Origin of the sequence: Lacinutrix jangbogonensis (assembly GCF_000797445.1) — a bacterium.
GTDB lineage: Bacteria > Bacteroidota > Bacteroidia > Flavobacteriales > Flavobacteriaceae > Lacinutrix > Lacinutrix jangbogonensis.
The window spans coordinates 103,545-122,674 of the sequence record NZ_JSWF01000035.1; the positions used below are offsets into that span (position 1 = coordinate 103,545).

Consider the following 19,130-nt stretch of genomic DNA (forward strand, 5'->3'; position numbering starts at 1 on the left):
TTATAAAGCTTAGACTGCTTTTATATTAAAGCAAAAAAAGAGCCATCATAAATGACAGCTCTTTCTATTAAATAACCAACTATAAAAGTGATTTAAAACATTACTTATAATTACAATTAATTACAATCTTGTTCCATTATCATAGTATCACTACCTCGTTCCATTGCCAAAACATCTGTATCGCACTCAACAATCGACCAATTCCCAAAAATAGCCTGTATGTTTGGACCATTAATGTTTGCTAAATCTAGAAATACGGTTCCAGTAGAATTTGCAATTACACCCCAATCACCTGAATATGTATTATTATTTGATGTGTCAGTTATTACAATGTCTCCGTTACTTTCGAAGTCTAAATCGTAAACTATTAAATTGTTACTATTATTATAACTTGTAACCTTCCAAATGCACTCTAACATATAGCTATTTACATCGCTTTCACTGCATGTTGTGCTTGTAACCGCTTCACATTCGCAATCTGCGTTTACAACTCCAAATTCATTGTTTCCTAAATCACAATCGTCACCTATATTTGCTTGTAAAGTTTCGCAATCGAAAGTGTTATTTGTTTCCTCTTCACATTCACAATCTGCGTTTATAATTCCAAATTCATTTGTTCCTGCTAATTCACAATCATCTCCTATATTTGCTTGCAAAGTCTCGCAATCGAAAGTGTTATTTGTGATCTCTTCACATTCACAATCTGCATTTATAATTCCAAATTCATTTGTTCCTGCCAATTCACAATCATCTCCTATATTTGCTTGCAAAGTTTCGCAATCGAATGTAGGATTTACAACTTCTTCACATCCACAATCTGCGTTTATAACCCCAATTTCATTAGTTCCTAAATCACAATCATCACCAACATAAGCTTGTAAATCATCACAATAAACCCATCCAAAGCAATCGTTAAATGCTGCTAAAATTACGTTTTCTAATTCTTGATTATCGTTAGCGCTAACAATAGAACCATCTTCCAAAATTAATGACACAGGATAGTTTAATTCTACAAAAGCACCATCATTATCAAAAATATAAGCATCAAACAAAACATAAAAATCGTTATCATTAGTTACAATAACAGTATTTATAATTTGAAAATTAGGATTATAAATTGAGAATGATAATGGATATTGAAACTCAATACATTCAAAAGTTTTTGTGTTTATAGACTCTTCAGAAATTATTTTATTTATCAAAAACGATAAATTAGTGTCCTCTGTAATTACTTTATTTTGGTCTGGTTCAACAATTTCCGTTTCTTCTTTCTGACAAGACACCAAAAATGTTAGAGCAATTAGAGGCAAAATAAATAATCGTTTTAAAAGTTTAAAGCTTAATACTGTTTTCATAATCCTATTGTTTTAGTTAAATTAATTTTTACAAAGAACTCTTTTCTGTTCTTCAAGTATAAGACAGGATACTTTAAAATTTTCCTACCTTGCGAGAAAAAAAATAAAAAGGAACACGCTATTTATTGTAATTCTAAGCTATGAATAAAAAAGATATTTATAATGATATGTGCGAACAATCGCGCTTTGAGTCCTTTTTTAATAAACACTCAGAACATTTACATAACTTCTTGTATTACAAATTTGGAGACAGACTAGATCCTCAAGACAAAACTCAGGAGGCATTTGTTAGGTTATGGGAAAATTGCAAAAACATTAAACCTGAAAAAGCAAAAAGTTATTTATTTAGTATTGCTAATAATTTAATGCTAAATGAAGTGGCTCACCAAAAAGTTGTTTTAAAGTATACTAAAATTGACAAAAAAAACTATTCTAATGAATCTCCAGAGTTTTTGATGGAAGAAGACGAATATCGTGAGAAATTACAAAAAGCGATAGCTAGTCTAACCGAACCTCAGCGCGTTGCGTTTTTAATGAATAGAACCGAAGGTAAAAGGTTTAAAGAAATAGCCGAAACTTTAGGTATAAGTACAAAAGCTGTAGAAAAACGCATATATGGTGCGGTAAAAAGACTTAAAAAGCAAATTGACGGTTTTTAATTTATATTTATTATAAAAAAATATTTTATCGACGGTAGGAGTTTTAATGTCTAAACTGTCTTATTAATGAGAACACTTATGGAAAAAGAAGATTTAATAAAAAAATGGTTAGATAACGACTTGAATCCTCAAGAGCTTAAAGCATTCGAAGCACTTGAAGATTATGAATCGTTACTAAAAATAGCTCGTTTTAGTAAAGAGTATACTGCTCCCCAATTTAATAAAAAGAAAGTATTAGATACAGTCCTTATTAGTCCTAAAAGCAAAAAACACACGATTACGAGTTTGAAAAAACAATTGCTTAAAGTTGCTGCTCTTATCGCAATTTGCTTTAGTACTTATTATTACACGACAACTTTAGACAGTAACTTTAGTACTACTTTGGCGCAAAGAACAAGCATTGCACTGCCAGATAACTCAACAGCAGATTTAAACGCAGGCACCAACCTCTCTTTTAATACAAGTAAATGGACAGAGAACAGAGCAGTAGTTCTTGATGGTGAGGCCTTTTTTAAAGTGGCCAAAGGCAGCACTTTTAGTGTTTTAACGGCAGACGGTACAGTAACCGTTTTAGGCACACAGTTTAATGTAAAGCAACGCAATAATTATTTTGAAGTTACTTGTTTTGAAGGTTTAGTTGAGGTTAGCTATCACAAAACAAAAACAATACTCAAACCTGGTGAATCTTTTATTTCAATTTATAAAAGAACCGTTAAAAACACGGAAATCATTAGTAGTACTCCAGATTGGCTTAACCAATTTAGCGCATTCAAGAGTATTCCACTAAGAGAAGTTCTAGATGAATTAGAAAGACAATATAATGTTTTGGTTGATGCTTCGAACATTGACACAGCTAAAGAATTCACTGGTAGGTTTCCTCACAATAATATAGATACTGCACTACAATCTATTTTAGAACCTTTGCACTTAAAGTATAAAATAAAAGAAAGAAATATTATTTTAGAGCGTGAATAAACAACTAAAATCGATACGCCTTTTAATTGTTTTTCTTATTGTTTATCAAACGACTTTTGCTCAAAAAGAGCGTATACCTTTAGAACAGGTTTTGCATGCCATTGAAAAGCAGTTTAATATTAATTTTTCCTATGCAAATGAGGATATAAAGGCTTTTACCCTCAATTATAAAAGTAAAAAAAAGCTAAGTGACGCTCTTTATTCTATTAAAAAGCAAGTGCCTTTAAAATTTAATAGAATCTCTAACAATCTTATTACTGTTACCAAGTTAAAACCAACAGATCGTGATTTTGGGCTTCAAAAACTAGAAGAGGTTATTATTTCAAATTATCTAACTTCTGGAATTTACAAAAACAATACAGGAAGCGTTACGATTAAGCCCAATAAATTTGGGATTTTACCAGGTTTAATAGAACCCGATGTTTTACAGTCCATACAAGCTTTACCCGGAATATTAAGTGTTGACGAAACAGTATCAAACATTAATATTAGAGGTGGTACTCATGACCAAAACCTTATCCTTTATGATGGTATAAAAATGTATCAATCTGGCCATTTTTTTGGTTTAGTCTCAGTCTTTAATCCCTATTTAACTAAAACTATTTCAATTTATAAAAATGGTACCAGTGCCAAATATGGTGATGGTGTTTCTAGCGTTATCGATATGGAGCTCTCTGATAATTTAAGTCAGGAATCTAAAACTGGTTTTGGTGTTAACTTAATAAATGTTGATGGTTTTACAGTTTTACCATTAAGTAAAAAAACAGAGCTACAAATAACTGCAAGACGCTCGATTACAGACTTCATTGATACGCCAACGTACAAGCAATATTTTGAACGCGTGTTTCAAGATTCAGATTTAACAAATGAAAACGATACTTCTATCTCAAAAAATGAGACTTTTTATTTTTATGATGTTGCACTTAAGTTTTTGTATGATATCACTAAAAAAGATAAACTAAGAGTAAATTTTATAAATATTTATAACGCTTTAAATTATGAAGAAGCCTCAGTTATAAATTCTATTAATGAATCTTCTGAAAGTGAGTTAAAACAACAGAATTTAGGCACAGGAGTAAGTTATGAGCATCTTTGGAATTCGAAACTAAACACAATAGTGAGAGTCTATTATTCGAATTATGACTTAGATGCTACGAATTATGACATTTCAAACGATCAGCGTTTAATCCAAGAAAATAAAGTTATAGATACAGGTATAAAACTGGAAGGAAACTATACTATAAACAGTTCTATGTCCATAAATACTGGCTTTCAATTTTCAGAAGTTGGAATAAGCAATCTTGAAGATGTTAACAGCCCGCTATTTAGAAGTTATATAAAGCGCGTTTTAAAAACCTATTCTGGGTATGCAGAAGCAAACTTCCTTTCTAAAAACAAAAACACATTGTTAAAAGTAGGGCTAAGGAATAATTACTTTAGTAAATTTAATACGCATATACTTGAACCCCGTTTTCAATTAAGTCAAGCGTTTCTAAACGATTTTAGACTGGAAATATCTGGAGAATATAAAAGTCAGACCACTTCTCAAGTTATCGATTTACAAAATGATTTTTTAGGCATAGAAAAGCGACGATGGGTATTGGCAAACAACAGTAATATTCCAATTATTAAGAGTAAACAAATAAGTTTAGGCTTTACTTATACTAAAAACAATTTATTAATTAGTGCCGAAGGTTATTTTAAAAAGGTAAATAATATTACAACCAGAAGTCAAGGTTTTCAAAACCAATATCAGTTAGTAAATGCCACTGGAGAATACAATATAAAAGGTCTAGACTTTTTAATTAAAAAACAATTCAACAACAACTTTAGCACTTGGCTAAGTTATAGTTACAGCTCAAACCAATACCTCTTTAACACATTAAATAATGGTAAAAAATTCTCTAACAATTTTGATGTTAGGCACATTATTAATTTTGCTAGTATCTATAACATAAACAAACTAAAACTTGCTTTAGGTGTTAATTGGCATTCCGGAAAACCCTTTACAAAACCCAATAGTAATGAACCTATTTTTGATAATAGCATTAATTATCAAACACCTAATAGTAGCCAATTAAACGATTATTTAAGAGTCGATTTCTCTACTACATATACTTTTAAAATGAGGGGAAACCAAGCCGAAATGGGTGTTTCCATTTGGAACCTACTTGATAAGAAAAACATAATAAACACGTACTATAGTTTAAATAACGAAACGGTATCTAAAATAGATAATACGTCATTAGGTTTAACACCAAACATAAGTTTTAGACTTAAATTTTAGTCTTATAATTATTTATATTTCACTAAGAAACCACTTTTGCTTTACTCTTTTTCATATTTTTAAGCAATTTAAAAACATGAAATGCCAAAAAAATTACACGACAACATTTGCGAAGAACACTTGTTTAATGCTTTATTTAAAAAGCACGCTAAAGACTTGCATAATTTCTTGTATTATAAATTTGGTGACCATTTAAACCCGAAAGACAAAACTCAAGATGCTTTTATTAAACTCTGGGAAAACTGTAAAAAGGTAACACCTGAAAAAGCAAAAAGTTATCTTTTCACTATTGCTAACAACTTAATGTTAAATGAAGTAAAACACCATAAAATTGTTTTAAAACATCACCAGACCAAACCAAAACAGCATACCAATGTAACTCCTGAATTTGTAATGGAGGAGCAGGAATACATGCAAAAACTACAAACAGCACTTTCTAATTTAACTGATGCACAACGTACTGCTTTTATGATGAATCGAGTTGAAGGAAAAAAACATAAAGAAATAGCTGAACTATTAGGTATTAGTTCTAAAGCTGTAGAAAAGCGTATTTATGGCGCTTTGAAAAAATTACGGAAAGATATAAAGGAACTTTGAAATTTTAAACAATGGTAGGAGTTTTTAATATATAGTTGTTCTATACTTGAATGATAATTATGACACGAGAAGATTTAATTAATAAATGGTTAGACAACAGCCTGAATTCTCAGGAACTTGAAGCTTTTAAACAGCTTGAAGACTTCGAAGAATTGACTAGGCTAGATTCTGCTTTGCAGCAATTTAAACCTCGAAGTTTTGAATCTAATAGTGAATTAGAAAAATTAAGTTTTGCCCTAAAAAGCAGAACAAAAAAGCAAAACAATTGGCTAAAACCGTTTTTACGCTTTGCTGCTATTTTAGCCATCTGTTTTGGTTCTTATTACTACACCACCACTTTAGACACAAATATAGCCACCAAATTTGCTCAAAAAGAAAATATAGTACTACCAGACAATTCTCAAGTAAAGCTTAATGCAAAATCTACTTTAGCTTTTAATACTAAAAGTTGGAAAAACAGCAGAGTTCTGGATCTAACAGGTGAAGCCTATTTTAAAGTTGCAAAAGGTTCTAAATTTACTGTACATACTTCTGCAGGAGACATTTCTGTTTTAGGTACAGAGTTTAATATTAAAAATAGAGCTAATCTTTTTGAAGTTATTTGCTACGAAGGTGCTGTAAAAGTAGAACACAACAATACCAGTCGTGTTTTAAAACCGGGAGAAAGTTTCTTAATTTTAAATAATATATTGGTTGAAAAAGCGCTTACAAAAGATACAAGTCCATTTTGGATTAACAATGAATCTACTTTTAAAAGTATGCCTTATACTCAAGTAATAGCAGAATTTGAAAGGCAGTACAATGTTACTTTTAGTGCAAACACAATAGACACAACTCAATTGTTTACAGGTAGCTTTTCGCATAATAATATGGACGTTGCATTGCAGGCTATTACTATTCCACTTAACTTAGCCTATACTAAAAACAACAATAAGATATCGCTAAAGCGTGAGTAAAAAAATTACGTTCACACTGTTAATTGCACTATTTTTTTTTAGTTTTATTAGCGTGAATTCACAAACTATTAAAACTGAAAAGCCTCCGCTTACCGAAATTTTAAAGGCATTAGAAACACGTTTTGATATCCGTTTTACTTACGCAGATAAAACTATAGAAGGTGTTAAAATTGATGAACCTTCAACATTACTCTCTTATAACAATGCAATAACTTACCTAAGAACAAACACCAATTTAAACTTCAAAATTATTAATAGTCGTTTTGTTGCCATTGCCCCTAGCAGAGAAGTAATGAGACCAATTGAAGCTCTCCAAGAAGTGCAACTTTCCACCTATTTAACAACGGGTATTACAAAAACAAAAACTGGAGAAGTTGTTTTAAACCCAGAAGAATTTGGTATTCTTCCTGGTTTAATAGAACCAGATGTTTTACAAACGGTACAGGCATTGCCAGGCGTGTTAAGTGTTGACGAATCGGTTTCGAACCTTAATGTTCGTGGTGGCACACACGACCAAAATTTAATTCTTTGGGATGGCATAAAAATGTATCAGTCTGGACATTTTTTTGGATTGATTTCCGCCTTTGATCCGAGCCTAGTGTCTAATGTTGTTATTTCTAAAAATGGAACAAGTGCATTATATGGAGATGGCGTATCTAGTACAATAGATATGCGTTTAGATACTGATTTAAATGAAGAAAACTCTGCTGGTTTAGGCTTAAATTTAATTCAAGCGGATGGATTTGCTAAGGTGAAATTACAAGGTAATATGGAATTGCAATTATCTGCAAGACGCTCAATTACGGATGTTGTAAATACGCCAACCTACAAACAATATTTCGATCGCATTTTTCAAGAGTCGGATATATATAGTCCTACTGAAAACAGCCAAAATTCAACCTCAAACGAAAAATTTTATTTTTACGATATCAGCACGAAGTTACTACATGATCTTTCGACGAAAGACAAGTTAAGATTCAGTTTTACAACCATTTTTAATGCACTCGATTACTTAGAAAGCAGCACAGATAACAATGTGACCACTGTCCTAAATAGTAATATTATACAGCGAAACCTCGCTGCTGGCTTAAACTATAATAGACAATGGAGCACCTTTTTAAGTACTGAAGTCCAATTAAATATTTCAGATTACAAACTTAATGCCACTAACTTTAATGCAGAGAATGACCAACGGTTACAACAAAACAATCAGGTTTTAGATCATGGTATTACTTTTCAAATTAAATTAGATTTTAACGACCGTTTACGCTGGACAAATGGCTACCAATATTCTCAAGTTGGTATTACAAATCTAGAAGCCATAAATAACCCGGAATTTAGAAGTGAAAATAAAAGTGAGGTAAACACACATTCCACTTTTAGTGAATTCACTTTTTCATCTTACAATAACAGGACACATTTAAAAATTGGAACTAGAAGTAATTATTACAAGCCTTTTAATATGTTATTATTAGAACCGCGTTTAAGTTTAAATCATAAAGTTCTAAAGTATTTTAAAGTTGAATTCTTAGGTGAATTTAAAAGTCAGGTCACTTCTCAAATTATCGACAGACAAAACGATTTTTTAGGCATTGAAAAACGCCGTTGGATTTTAGCAAACAACACCACTTTACCAATTATTGAAAGCAAGCAAGCGTCTATTGGGTTGCATTATAACAAAAACAAACTCTTAATAAGTATAGAAGCTTTTATTAAACATGTTGATGGTATAACCACAAGAAGTCAAGGATTTCAAAATCAATATCAAAACATAAACGCTATAGGAAGTTATGAAACTAAAGGTGTCGATTTTTTAATAAATAAGCAATTTAATGCTTTTAGCACGTGGTTAAGCTACTCTTTTAGCAATAATGATTATTCATTTCTTACACTAAATAACGCGGAAGACTTTGCCAATAATACTGATGTTTCTCACGTATTATCTTTTGCAGGAACTTATACTCATAATAATTTAAAATTAGCATTAGGATTTAATTGGAATTCTGGAAGACCAACGACGACTCCAAACGCGGAACAGCCAATATTTGATAACAATATTAATTACAATACTGCAAATAACACGAATCTAAACGATTATTTTAGAACCGATATTTCTGGAACTTATAACTTTAATGTAGCTAAAAACACAAAAGCCGAAATAGGCTTTTCGATTTGGAATCTATTAAATCGAAAAAACACACTTAACAGTTATTACATTTTAAACGAAGATGATTCTATCTCTAGAATTAATAATAAATCGCTAGGTTTTACGCCTAATTTGAGTTTTAGAGTGGTTTTTTGATGGTTTGCTTTTTTTTTAAAATCTTAGTTTTAAGGTATGATAAAAAAATTAATTATTGTCATTTATCTTATTAGCTAAATAACTAGCATCTTTTGACACACCTCCTAATGTTGCAGATCCACGAGTGTGCATCCATGGCAATCCAATAAAGTATAAACCTTTTATATTACTTATTCCTCTATAATTTTTTGGATAACTATCTGCATCGAGTTCCAATCCTTCAATCCATTTAAAATTTGGACGATAACCTGTCGCCCAAATGATATTTTTAATTGTAGTCTTTTTTTCAGTTTCAAAAAAAACATCTTCGTTTAATGCATCTTTTGTTCTTCCAACAGGTATCACGTTCTTTCTAGACAAAATCTCCTTAACATCTGTACCTATAACTGGTTGAGTAGAAGAAATAATTTTCTTCCCTATCCAACTATACTTACTATAACTTAAAAAACCGACCATTGTAAACCACCACCATAATGTTTTACCTAAAAAATTCTGAGGTAATGATTTCACACTAGTATCACCAGAAAAATAAACGGTTCTTGATTTATCTTTAGATATTTCATTTAGTATTTGATATCCAGAATCACCACCTCCAACTACCAATGCATCACCTTCCTGCAATTGTTGCACACCTTTATAGTAATTACTATGCATTTGGAGTGTATTTACTGATATTTTAGTATGACAAGGAGGTGTATAAGGAATATGGAATGGACCAGTAGCAATAATTACATTTTTAGTTTCAATTTCGCCATCTTTATGTTGTACATAAAAACCTTTTTCTTTCTTAGATACCGATGTTACTAATGTATTTAGCTGTACTGGGATATTAAATTTCTTAACGTATAATTTAAAATAGTTAGCAACTTCAATTTTAGTTGGGTAATGCCCTTTAGAGGCACTAAACTTTAAACCTGGTAAATGGTTGTATTCTGTTGGAGTAAATAATTTTAAAGAATCCCATCTATTTAACCATGAAGCGCCAATTTCTTTTTCACCATCAACAACTATAAATTTTTTATTCATTAATTTTAGATGATAAGCTATTGCTAATCCTGCTTGTGCACCTCCAATTACCACATAATCCAACATCTTATTACATATTATAATTCTATGCAAAAGTAGAGACTAAAATAGGAACTATTGAACATTATCTTAATTATAAAAAACGAATTATAATTTTGAATTTAATTTAAGTATTGGAGTAATTTTAACGTAATGACTTTGTAAAAAAAATAAGCTAACTTCGTTTAAGCACTAATAAAAAATGCGGGTGCTGAACCTATTTCAAGACTGATACTGGTTTTTATATATTAAACATTCGCAATACTAAGCCAAACGACTATTAATTAAGGATTTGCTTATGATTACAATCTTAATATCCTATTTCTTTATTCTTTACATTTCACTAGGAGTTGGAATGGTATTCAATAAATGGATAAGGTTAGAGGCCTACACTATATTATTTACAATTTTAATTGGTTCTTTTTTTTAGAAATAATTTTTTCAACATTTTACGCTTTATTTTTCCCGATAGATCATTACTTCTTTTTAATAAATTTAATTGTTTCAACTCTATTTATTGCGTTTAACTTTTCTGTTGTAAAAGCAATAATACACAACACAATAAATTCTTTTTCTAAATTTTCAATTAGCAGTAAATTTCTGTTTTTTTTATTATTGTAATCTCACTCATACACTCGTCGTCGTTACCTTTCCTTACTGATAACGAGAGTTATTATATACAAACTATAAAATGGATAAACAACTATGGCTTAGTTAAAGGCCTTGCTAATTTGCACCTTTTTCTTGGTCAAAATTCTGGATGGCATCTATTACAAAGTAGTTTTAACTTTAGCTTTACCGCATCTAATCTTAATGATTTAAATGGTTTCTTAATCCTTAGCACAAGTTTCTTTTGCATAGAAAAATGGGAGTCTTATAAATTGATTGGAAATAAAAATGATTTATTTATTTCACTAATTATCATTTCATTAGTTTTTCTTTTTCCATTTATAGCCTCACCTTCTCCAGATCTTCCAACGACAATAATAGTAACACTTATTATATACTTTTTCATTGAGTCTTTTCAAAAAGAGAACAGTAATCATATAAATTTAATTACTGTGCTTACTTTGTTAGTAATCTTAATTAAGGTTACAGTAGCACCTATTTTAATACTGCTATTAATTATTCTTATAAAAACAAAAGATTTAAAAAAGTGGAGATTACCTTTCGTTTTGTCTTTAATGTCATTATCGAGTTTTATAATAAAAAACATCGTTATTACTGGTTATCCTTTATACCCACTTTCTATAGGTAATGAATTAATTAATGTTGACTGGAAACTAAATTATAATTTACAACTCGCCTATTACCAATGGACTTCTATGTACGGTTGGCAAATGTATAATTGGGAAGAATTTTGCAACCTTAGTTTGATTAATAAATTTTGGATTTGGCTTAATTTACCAAAACTCAATGGTCTATTAAATAAATTAATTTTACTCTTGATGTTCTTATTCCTTTTTCTTACCAACAAGAAAAAAGAAATGCGTTATCTCTATATTTTTTTTATTATTCAATTTATAGTGTTTTACACGACATCTCCTCAATACAGGTTTTTTCTTCCATTTTTGCTATCTATAGCATTATTAATATCTGCACATTTATTACATAAAAGATTTTATTTAATTAAGCTCCTATTTGCATTAAACCTAATCTTACTTACCTTATTAGGAGTATTCGGCTTAAACGTTAGGAATGTAACAAACAATAATATTATGAGTGTAAAACATCATATAATTCCTTCACAAGTGAATTTCCCAAGGTCGATTACTCAATTTGAAGATTTAGAATTTATTGAATATGAAATACAAAATTTAAAATATTTTTCACCTTCTAAAGATTCCTTATTTTTTTGGCAAACATCAAATGGTCCATTACCATGTGTAAACAAAGATATGATTGACTATTTTTCAACATATTATAATCATATTCCACAATTGAGAACAAAGAACATTAAGGATGGTTTTTTATCTTCTAAACCTGATTAAAAAATGTGCTTTAATTATAATGCTGCCAAGAATATTAATCTAAACGATTATTCTTTAATAGAATTCTAAGGAACTTGTCATTTTTTTTAGAGAAAAACACCTTTAAAGTTTGTTTTTTTTGACAATAGCGCTTGCCGTTTTCAAATCTTGAACCAAGTAGAGAAGCTTCTATTCACATCCTATCTTTTATAAAAAAAAATACTATTACGAAAAAATTATTCTTAATTACAAGAAATCATTGGAGTTCAATCCAGAAAATGAAAATACAAAAAAAACGTTATTTCAGAAATAAGTCGTCTACAAGCTCAAGAATAGAAATTTTATAACCTTAAGATTCCCGCCTAAGCAGGTATTAATCCCTAATTAAAGGCATTGTACTGCAACGTAGTAAACCTTCCTGTTTGGAAATTTCTGCATAAGGAACTTCTTCGACTGTAAATCCATTGTCGCGTAGCCAAGCGTTTAATCGTGTGAAATTTCTTTCAGAAATAATAACATTTTCAGAGATTGAGAATATATTACTATTCATGTTATACATTTCATCTTTAGTAATAATGAAACAATTATCTTTTCCGAAATAATTTAATAACCATTCGTATTCCTCTTCTTCCAGAAAACCTTCTTTATGTAGAATTGCCTTATTAGTCCCTATGGGTTGAAAACAGCAATCTAAATGTAATGCGTTATCTCTTGGGTTGTTTTGCGATTTTTTTAAGTTAAAAGACTTCACTTTTTTATTAGGAAAGGTTTTTTCTAGAAATGCAACACCTGCAAGATTCGTTCTAGCGACAATACAATCGGGATAATCGTCTTCTCTATACGTACCCACAAAAATATAATTGTTCCATGGCATAACGTCTCCACCTTCAATATGAACTTCTTCTGGAGGTCTAATTACTTTTTCTGGATTTACTTGATCTATTACATATTGAATAGCATCTAACTCATTCTCGCGATCTGGTAATATATTTGCTTTTACGAATACATCGTCTATTACAAATGCGATATCTCTAGCAAAAATTTGATTGCAGTCTTCTATTAACTCAGGTCTAAAAACTTTGATATCGTACTTTTCAAAAACGTTGGCGACGGCTTCCATTTCTTTAACCATATCTTTTTCAATAGGATAAGTACCTGCCTTAATATGTAGAGCAGATTTAGGATCGTAGGCTTCTTCCAACTTAGGAGTTGGTCCATTACTTTTTGCTGTACCTAAAACAACAGCTTTCAGGCGTGATGTTTCGTTTTTAACATTGAGTTTTAACATGATTGTAATATAAAAAAAAGCTTCATAATTTCTTATGAAGCTTAGTATAAAATTTATTAAAAATTATCTTTTTTCAACAGCTTTGAAAGCTCTGTGGTTTTCACCAATATAAACTTGTCTAGGACGGCCAATTGGTTCTTTACGCGCACGCATTTCTTTCCATTGTGCTATCCAACCTGGTAAACGCCCTAAAGCGAACATTACAGTAAACATTTCTACTGGAATACCCATAGATCTGTAAATGATTCCTGAATAGAAATCTACATTTGGATATAATTTACGTTTTACAAAATAGTCATCGCTTAATGCTTCAGAAGCTAAGCCCTTTGCAATATCAAGTACTGGATCTTCAACTCCTAAATCTGCTAACACCTCGTCAGCTGCAACTTTAATTATTTTTGCACGTGGATCGAAGTTTTTATAAACCCTGTGACCAAAGCCCATTAGACGAAAAGGATCTTCTTTGTCTTTAGCCTTAGACATAAACTTTTGAGTATCTCCACCATCTTCTTTAATAGCTTCTAACATTTCCAATACTGCTTGGTTTGCACCACCGTGTAATGGTCCCCAAAGCGCAGAAATACCTGAAGAAATAGATGCAAATAATCCTGTGTGTGCAGACCCTACTATTCTTACTGTAGAAGTAGAACAATTTTGTTCGTGATCTGCATGTAAAATTAATAACTTATCTAAAGCATTTACTAAGATTTCGCTTTGTTTGTAGTCTTCATTAGGCTTTGAGAACATCATTTCTAAGATGTTTTCTACATAACCTAAAGAACTATCTCCATAATTTAATGGCAATCCCTTTTTCTTACGCATAGTCCAAGCGACCAATACAGGAAATTTACCCATTATTTTACAAACCGTATTATACATTTCTTCTTCAGAATCTACATCTACAGAGGTAGGATTAAAAGCTGTTAATGCACTTGTTAAAGACGACAAGACTCCCATTGGGTGAGCAGCCTTTGGAAAAGCGTCTATTATTTTTTTAATATCATCATCTACTACAGAATGCTCTTTAATATCTGCGTTAAATTTATCTAGTTGATCTTGTGTTGGTAATTCTCCAAAAATTAACAAGTAAGCGACTTCAAGAAAATCTGCTTTTTCTGCTAAATCTTCAATAGCATACCCTCTATACCTTAAAATCCCTTCTTCTCCATTTAGAAAAGTAATTGCACTCTCACAAGCACCTGTGTTTTTATAACCAGGATCTATAGTTGTTACACCTCCAGTTACAGCTCTCAAGGTTTTTATATCTATTGCAACTTCATTTTCTGTTCCTACTATTAAAGGAAACTCATGCTTTTTTCCGTCGATTTCTAACGTAGCAGTTTTTGACATATTTTTATCTCTTTTTACTTATTTTTTGCAATGCTAAATTACAAAATAAGTCGCGATTTTTAATCCTTCTTTACAAGGATTTAACAATTAAGATATTGATAATAGTTATAGCCTAAAGAAAGAGAGCATTAATTAAACTGAATAAATTCAGGTTGTGGCAAAAATGTTTCAAGAAGGAAGATTAAACCATCTTTAGATATTAGTGCAATTGAAATAAGAATACTCACCAAAAGTATCGATACCGCTAAGTTATTTTTTTTAACTGCTCGACTTCTTTAATGTGTTTTGTCATTATCTTAATTAAAAAAAAGGCACTAATTTGTAGTATAGATATTGCTATAAATAAACACATGGCAGAATACTTTAATATTTCAAGAAACAAGCTTTCTTCGGTATGTGTTTTTATGAGTTGAATTGCATTTATAATTGAAGGTATTATGCCACTTAATAAATAACAAACGCTAAAAATAATACCAGAGAAGAAAATACTAAGTGCTAGATTGTCGTTATTAAATTCACTCTCTTCTAGTCTAAATATCTTTATTAAAATTTTATATGAAATTATTATTGACAAAACAATTGAGATAATGATTTGGATTAAGGCGAGATAAAATAATTCCATTTTTATAATTTTAGGTTATGTATTAAGGCGAATTTCCAATAGTTAATATTTGAAAAATTTTTATGTAGGTAACCAATTGGACAACCTCGCGCTGTAGTCTCTACGAAATAGTATTTTCTATTATTATGTATTTTATACGTTCCTGTTGATGTAATTATTTAGACCAAGAACGGAATGCCTATATTTTTCACTATTTAAAATAGCCACATCGTAATTAAATCGAGATAATAATGTGTAAATCATAACAGTTCTTGTATCGCAATCTGCTCTTAAATTTGACACAAATTCGACTGGTGCATAAACACCCATTTTTATATCGCCATAACATGGTTTAACATCGGTCTCTTTGCATTGCTTACTTAAATTAAATTATAAGGTATATCTTGAATGGAAGAAATAATTAGCTCTGCAAAACCTATTCTGTTCATATTCTTTTCTTTTTGATAGTTAAAAAAGGTAAATACTAGCTCTTCAACTAAAGGTTTATCATTGACTATTAAATACTTATAAAATATTTTCCAATAAAATTGATGGATAATTCTAAAAGTATTTCGATTTTCATTAGATTTAATTACATCATTATAATTAACTTTAAAAGGCAAACTATGCTTTTCTCGATTAAAGTCTTGCCACGTTTGATGGCTTAAATAGTATTTAGAAAAAGAAACCGCTAAACTGTCTGTGTATAGTGTAACGGTTTTATCTGCTTCATCTTGATAAGATATAGAGTTACTTGGTTTGTAAGAATTAAGGATAAGTAAAAAGAAGAGAAATACTCCAATTCCCAATTTTAGTATTTCAAAAAAAAGATTAATTGATGAATTCTTATTATTCTCTTGAGTAATTTTTTTCTTATTTTCCAGTAATAAAAAGCTATTCCAATTATTGATACTATATATAGCAGTAACAAATACCTGTTTACTTCTAAATTAGAAACTATTAGTATTGACACCATGATTACTAATACAATAGCTAAAATCAATAGCGAACTGTCAAAGAGCCTATAAATGACTTGAAGAAAACTATTAACACCCTTTTTAAAACCCAATAGCTAAAAAGAAAAACCTTAAACCACAAAAAATCCTGCTATTACAAATAACAGGATTTAATTATTTAGTATAATATATTTATTATTTTATTTTAAAAGCATTCATTTTAGGGTAGTAAGCTACGTCTCCTAATTCTTCTTCAATACGTAATAATTGGTTGTATTTTGACATACGATCACTACGTGAAGCAGAACCCGTTTTTATTTGCCCGCAATTTAGTGCTACAGCTAAATCGGCAATAGTATTGTCTTCAGTTTCTCCAGATCTGTGAGACATTACTGAAGTATAACCAGCATTATGAGCCATGTTTACAGCTGCAATCGTTTCGGTTAAAGTACCAATTTGATTTACTTTAATTAATATTGAATTAGCAATATCGTTTTTTATTCCTTTAGACAAGCGTTCTACGTTAGTTACGTATAAATCATCTCCTACTAACTGTACTTTGTCTCCAATTTGCTCAGTTAAGTATTTCCAACCCTCCCAATCGTTTTCGTCCATACCATCTTCAATAGAGATAATTGGATAATTACGAGATAATTCAGCTAAATAATCTGCTTGTTCTTTACTTGATCTTATTTTTCCAGTTTCACCTTCGAACTTAGAATAATCGTATTTTCCATCAACATAAAATTCTGCTGCTGCACAATCTAAGGCAATCATTACATCATCTCCCAAAGTGTAACCTGCATTATCAACTGCTCTCTTGATTGTGTCTAGAGCATCTTCCGTTCCGCCTTCTAAATTAGGAGCAAAACCACCTTCGTCACCTACTGCTGTACTTAAGCCTCTATCGTGTAATACTTTTTTTAAATTATGAAAAATTTCTGTTCCCATTTGTAATGCATGAGTAAAGTTGTCTGCTTTTACTGGCATCACCATAAACTCTTGAAAAGCAATTGGCGCATCACTATGTGAACCACCATTAATAATATTCATCATCGGTACTGGTAAGGTATTTGCACTGACACCTCCTACATAACGATATAACGGCATACCTAATTCTGCTGCCGCTGCCTTAGCTACTGCTAAAGAAACACCTAGAATAGCATTGGCGCCTAACTTAGCTTTGTTTGGAGTACCATCTATTTCGCACATTAAAGTATCTATATAATTTTGCTCGAAAACATTGACGCCCAAAAGCTCTTCGGCTAAAATAGTATTTACATTCTCAACAGCCTTGGTAACACCTTTACCCATATATTTATCTCCGCCATCACGCAACTCTACAGCTTCGTGTTCTCCTGTTGATGCTCCAGATGGTACTGCCGCTCTTCCTACAAATCCATTTTCTGTTTCTACATCTACTTCTACAGTTGGATTCCCTCTTGAATCGAAAATTTGTCTTGCGTGAACATTGATTATTATACTCATAATTGGTGTTTTAAATTTTGTTTAACCCTCAAATTTACAGTTAAATTCTGTGTTATAAATAGAATCTATATCAGAATTGAATAAAAATTAAGCTATAACGTTTTAGTAAAATAAAATAAGCAATAGAAAATACAATCTATTGCTTATTTGATATTAGTTCTTTTTAATATTATCTATAAATGCGTCGAATAAGTAAGACGAATCGTGTGGTCCAGGACTAGCTTCTGGATGATACTGTACAGAAAAAACATTTTTAGATTTCATTTTTATTCCTGCAACGGTATTATCATTTAAGTGAACGTGTGTAATTTCTATATCACTATGTGCCTCAGTTTCCTCTCTATTAATGGCAAACCCATGATTTTGGGACGTAATTTCCCCTTTACCCGTTACTAAATTTTTTACAGGATGATTAATCCCTCTGTGACCATTATGCATTTTGTAAGTTGAAATACCATTTGCTAAAGCAATGACTTGGTGTCCCAAACAGATTCCAAATAGTGGTAAATCTCTTTTAATAATTTCTTTCGCTACTGCTTGAGCTTCAAATAAAGGTTCTGGATCTCCAGGACCATTTGACAGAAAATAACCATCTGGGTTGAAAGCTTCCAAATCTTCAAATTTAGAGTTGTATGGAAAGACCTTTACGTAGGCGTCTCTTTTTACTAAGTTTCTTAAAATATTCTTTTTAATACCGATATCCAAAGCCGATATTTTTAATGAAGCATTTTCATCACCAACAAAATAGGGTTCTTTTGTAGACACTTTTGAAGCGAGTTCTAAACCATCCATATTCGGTGTATCTGCCAATTGTTTTTTAAGAGCATCGATATTATCTACTTCCGTAGAAATAACAGCATTCATAGCACCATTATCACGAATGTACGCAACTAAGGCTCTTGTATCAACATCTGAAATTGCCAAAAGATTATTCTTATTAAGAAAATCTTCTAAGGAACCATCTGCCGCATCACGTGAAAAATCATAGCTAAAATTTTTACAAATTAAACCAGCAATTTTTACAGAATCAGATTCTACTTCTTCATTATTAACACCGTAATTTCCTATATGGGCATTGGTTGTAACCATTAATTGACCGTAATATGATGGATCTGTAAAAATTTCTTGATAACCAGTCATTCCAGTATTAAAACAGACTTCGCCATATGCGCTACCTTCTTTACCAACAGCTTTACCATGAAAAATAGTTCCATCTGACAATAGGATTAATGCTTTCTTTAATTTTTGATATTTCATATAAAAATTGATGAGATTCTCACA

The 19,130-nt window shown here is 30.7% G+C and carries 15 protein-coding genes; 7 read left to right on the forward strand and 8 right to left on the reverse strand.

Translation table 11 applies throughout. The features are described 5' to 3' along the window. Positions 1–116: 116 nt before the first annotated feature. The gene (locus tag RH82_RS14735) at positions 117–1,355 is read right to left on the reverse strand and encodes a hypothetical protein (protein ID WP_034061829.1); all 1,239 of its coding nucleotides are present in this window, start codon (positions 1,353–1,355) and stop codon (positions 117–119) included. A gap of 140 nt (positions 1,356–1,495) precedes the next feature. Here RH82_RS14735 and RH82_RS14740 point away from each other — a divergent pair, with 140 nt between their 5' ends. The 6 genes from RH82_RS14740 (at position 1,496) to RH82_RS14765 (ending at position 9,131) form a co-directional block, all read left to right on the forward strand. After that, the gene (locus tag RH82_RS14740) at positions 1,496–2,014 is read left to right on the forward strand and encodes an RNA polymerase sigma factor (RefSeq protein ID WP_034061831.1); all 519 of its coding nucleotides are present in this window, start codon (positions 1,496–1,498) and stop codon (positions 2,012–2,014) included. A gap of 66 nt (positions 2,015–2,080) precedes the next feature. Beyond that, positions 2,081–2,989: a FecR family protein gene (locus tag RH82_RS14745; protein WP_241148078.1), complete on the forward strand. Its 909-nt coding sequence runs from the start codon at positions 2,081–2,083 to the stop codon at positions 2,987–2,989. Next, a complete protein-coding gene (locus RH82_RS14750; protein WP_034061833.1) occupies positions 2,982–5,276 on the forward strand; it encodes a TonB-dependent receptor plug domain-containing protein in 2,295 nt (764 codons plus the stop codon). The genes RH82_RS14745 and RH82_RS14750 overlap by 8 nt, the downstream gene beginning before the upstream one ends. Before the next feature lie 81 nt (positions 5,277–5,357). Next, positions 5,358–5,873, forward strand: coding sequence for an RNA polymerase sigma factor (locus RH82_RS14755; protein WP_034061836.1), 516 nt, complete (start codon positions 5,358–5,360; stop codon positions 5,871–5,873). Positions 5,874–5,932: 59 nt separating this feature from the next. Next, on the forward strand, positions 5,933–6,829 hold the full coding sequence (locus RH82_RS14760; protein WP_034061839.1) for a FecR family protein: 897 nt from the start codon (positions 5,933–5,935) through the stop codon (positions 6,827–6,829). A gap of 52 nt (positions 6,830–6,881) precedes the next feature. Beyond that, positions 6,882–9,131 (forward strand): TonB-dependent receptor plug domain-containing protein, encoded by a 2,250-nt coding sequence (locus tag RH82_RS14765; protein WP_241148079.1) that lies wholly within the window; start codon positions 6,882–6,884, stop codon positions 9,129–9,131. Positions 9,132–9,179: 48 nt separating this feature from the next. Here the strand turns inward: RH82_RS14765 and RH82_RS14770 are convergent, their stop codons facing one another. After that, on the reverse strand, positions 9,180–10,223 hold the full coding sequence (locus RH82_RS14770; protein ID WP_034061841.1) for a flavin-containing monooxygenase: 1,044 nt from the start codon (positions 10,221–10,223) through the stop codon (positions 9,180–9,182). A gap of 584 nt (positions 10,224–10,807) precedes the next feature. Here RH82_RS14770 and RH82_RS14775 point away from each other — a divergent pair. Then, entirely contained in the window at positions 10,808–12,187 is a 1,380-nt protein-coding gene (locus RH82_RS14775; protein WP_394330736.1) for an LIC_10190 family membrane protein, read from the forward strand. 352 nt (positions 12,188–12,539) lie between these two features. Here RH82_RS14775 and RH82_RS14780 read toward each other — a convergent pair whose 3' ends face one another. The 6 genes from RH82_RS14780 to carA form a co-directional block, all read right to left on the reverse strand. After that, positions 12,540–13,454, reverse strand: coding sequence for a dimethylarginine dimethylaminohydrolase family protein (locus RH82_RS14780; protein WP_034061846.1), 915 nt, complete (start codon positions 13,452–13,454; stop codon positions 12,540–12,542). A 63-nt stretch (positions 13,455–13,517) separates the two neighbouring features. Then, positions 13,518–14,804, reverse strand: coding sequence for a citrate synthase (locus RH82_RS14785; RefSeq protein ID WP_034061848.1), 1,287 nt, complete (start codon positions 14,802–14,804; stop codon positions 13,518–13,520). A 244-nt stretch (positions 14,805–15,048) separates the two neighbouring features. Next, the gene (locus RH82_RS14790) at positions 15,049–15,426 is read right to left on the reverse strand and encodes a DUF350 domain-containing protein (RefSeq protein WP_034061851.1); all 378 of its coding nucleotides are present in this window, start codon (positions 15,424–15,426) and stop codon (positions 15,049–15,051) included. A 359-nt stretch (positions 15,427–15,785) separates the two neighbouring features. Next, entirely contained in the window at positions 15,786–16,214 is a 429-nt protein-coding gene (locus RH82_RS14795; protein ID WP_034061854.1) for a hypothetical protein, read from the reverse strand. Between the two features lie 342 nt (positions 16,215–16,556). After that, positions 16,557–17,849: a phosphopyruvate hydratase gene (gene eno / locus RH82_RS14800; protein ID WP_034061856.1), complete on the reverse strand. Its 1,293-nt coding sequence runs from the start codon at positions 17,847–17,849 to the stop codon at positions 16,557–16,559. Positions 17,850–18,002: 153 nt separating this feature from the next. Further along, positions 18,003–19,106 carry a glutamine-hydrolyzing carbamoyl-phosphate synthase small subunit gene (carA, locus tag RH82_RS14805; protein ID WP_034061859.1) on the reverse strand — a complete coding sequence of 368 codons (1,104 nt, stop codon included), beginning with the start codon at positions 19,104–19,106 and terminating at the stop codon, positions 18,003–18,005. Between the last annotated feature and the right edge of the window lie 24 nt (positions 19,107–19,130).

Excerpts from the sequence above, each read along its gene's own strand:
- RH82_RS14735 (WP_034061829.1), bottom strand. The coding sequence starts at position 1,355 with ATGAAAACAGTATTAAGCTTTAAACTTTTAAAACGATTATTTATTTTG.
- RH82_RS14740 (WP_034061831.1), top strand. The coding sequence starts at position 1,496 with ATGAATAAAAAAGATATTTATAATGATATGTGCGAACAATCGCGCTTT.
- RH82_RS14745 (WP_241148078.1), top strand. The coding sequence starts at position 2,081 with ATGAGAACACTTATGGAAAAAGAAGATTTAATAAAAAAATGGTTAGAT.
- RH82_RS14755 (WP_034061836.1), top strand. The coding sequence starts at position 5,358 with ATGCCAAAAAAATTACACGACAACATTTGCGAAGAACACTTGTTTAAT.
- RH82_RS14760 (WP_034061839.1), top strand. The coding sequence starts at position 5,933 with ATGACACGAGAAGATTTAATTAATAAATGGTTAGACAACAGCCTGAAT.
- RH82_RS14770 (WP_034061841.1), bottom strand. The coding sequence starts at position 10,223 with ATGTTGGATTATGTGGTAATTGGAGGTGCACAAGCAGGATTAGCAATA.
- RH82_RS14780 (WP_034061846.1), bottom strand. The coding sequence starts at position 13,454 with ATGTTAAAACTCAATGTTAAAAACGAAACATCACGCCTGAAAGCTGTT.
- RH82_RS14785 (WP_034061848.1), bottom strand. The coding sequence starts at position 14,804 with ATGTCAAAAACTGCTACGTTAGAAATCGACGGAAAAAAGCATGAGTTT.
- RH82_RS14790 (WP_034061851.1), bottom strand. The coding sequence starts at position 15,426 with ATGGAATTATTTTATCTCGCCTTAATCCAAATCATTATCTCAATTGTT.
- eno (WP_034061856.1), bottom strand. The coding sequence starts at position 17,849 with ATGAGTATAATAATCAATGTTCACGCAAGACAAATTTTCGATTCAAGA.
- carA (WP_034061859.1), bottom strand. The coding sequence starts at position 19,106 with ATGAAATATCAAAAATTAAAGAAAGCATTAATCCTATTGTCAGATGGA.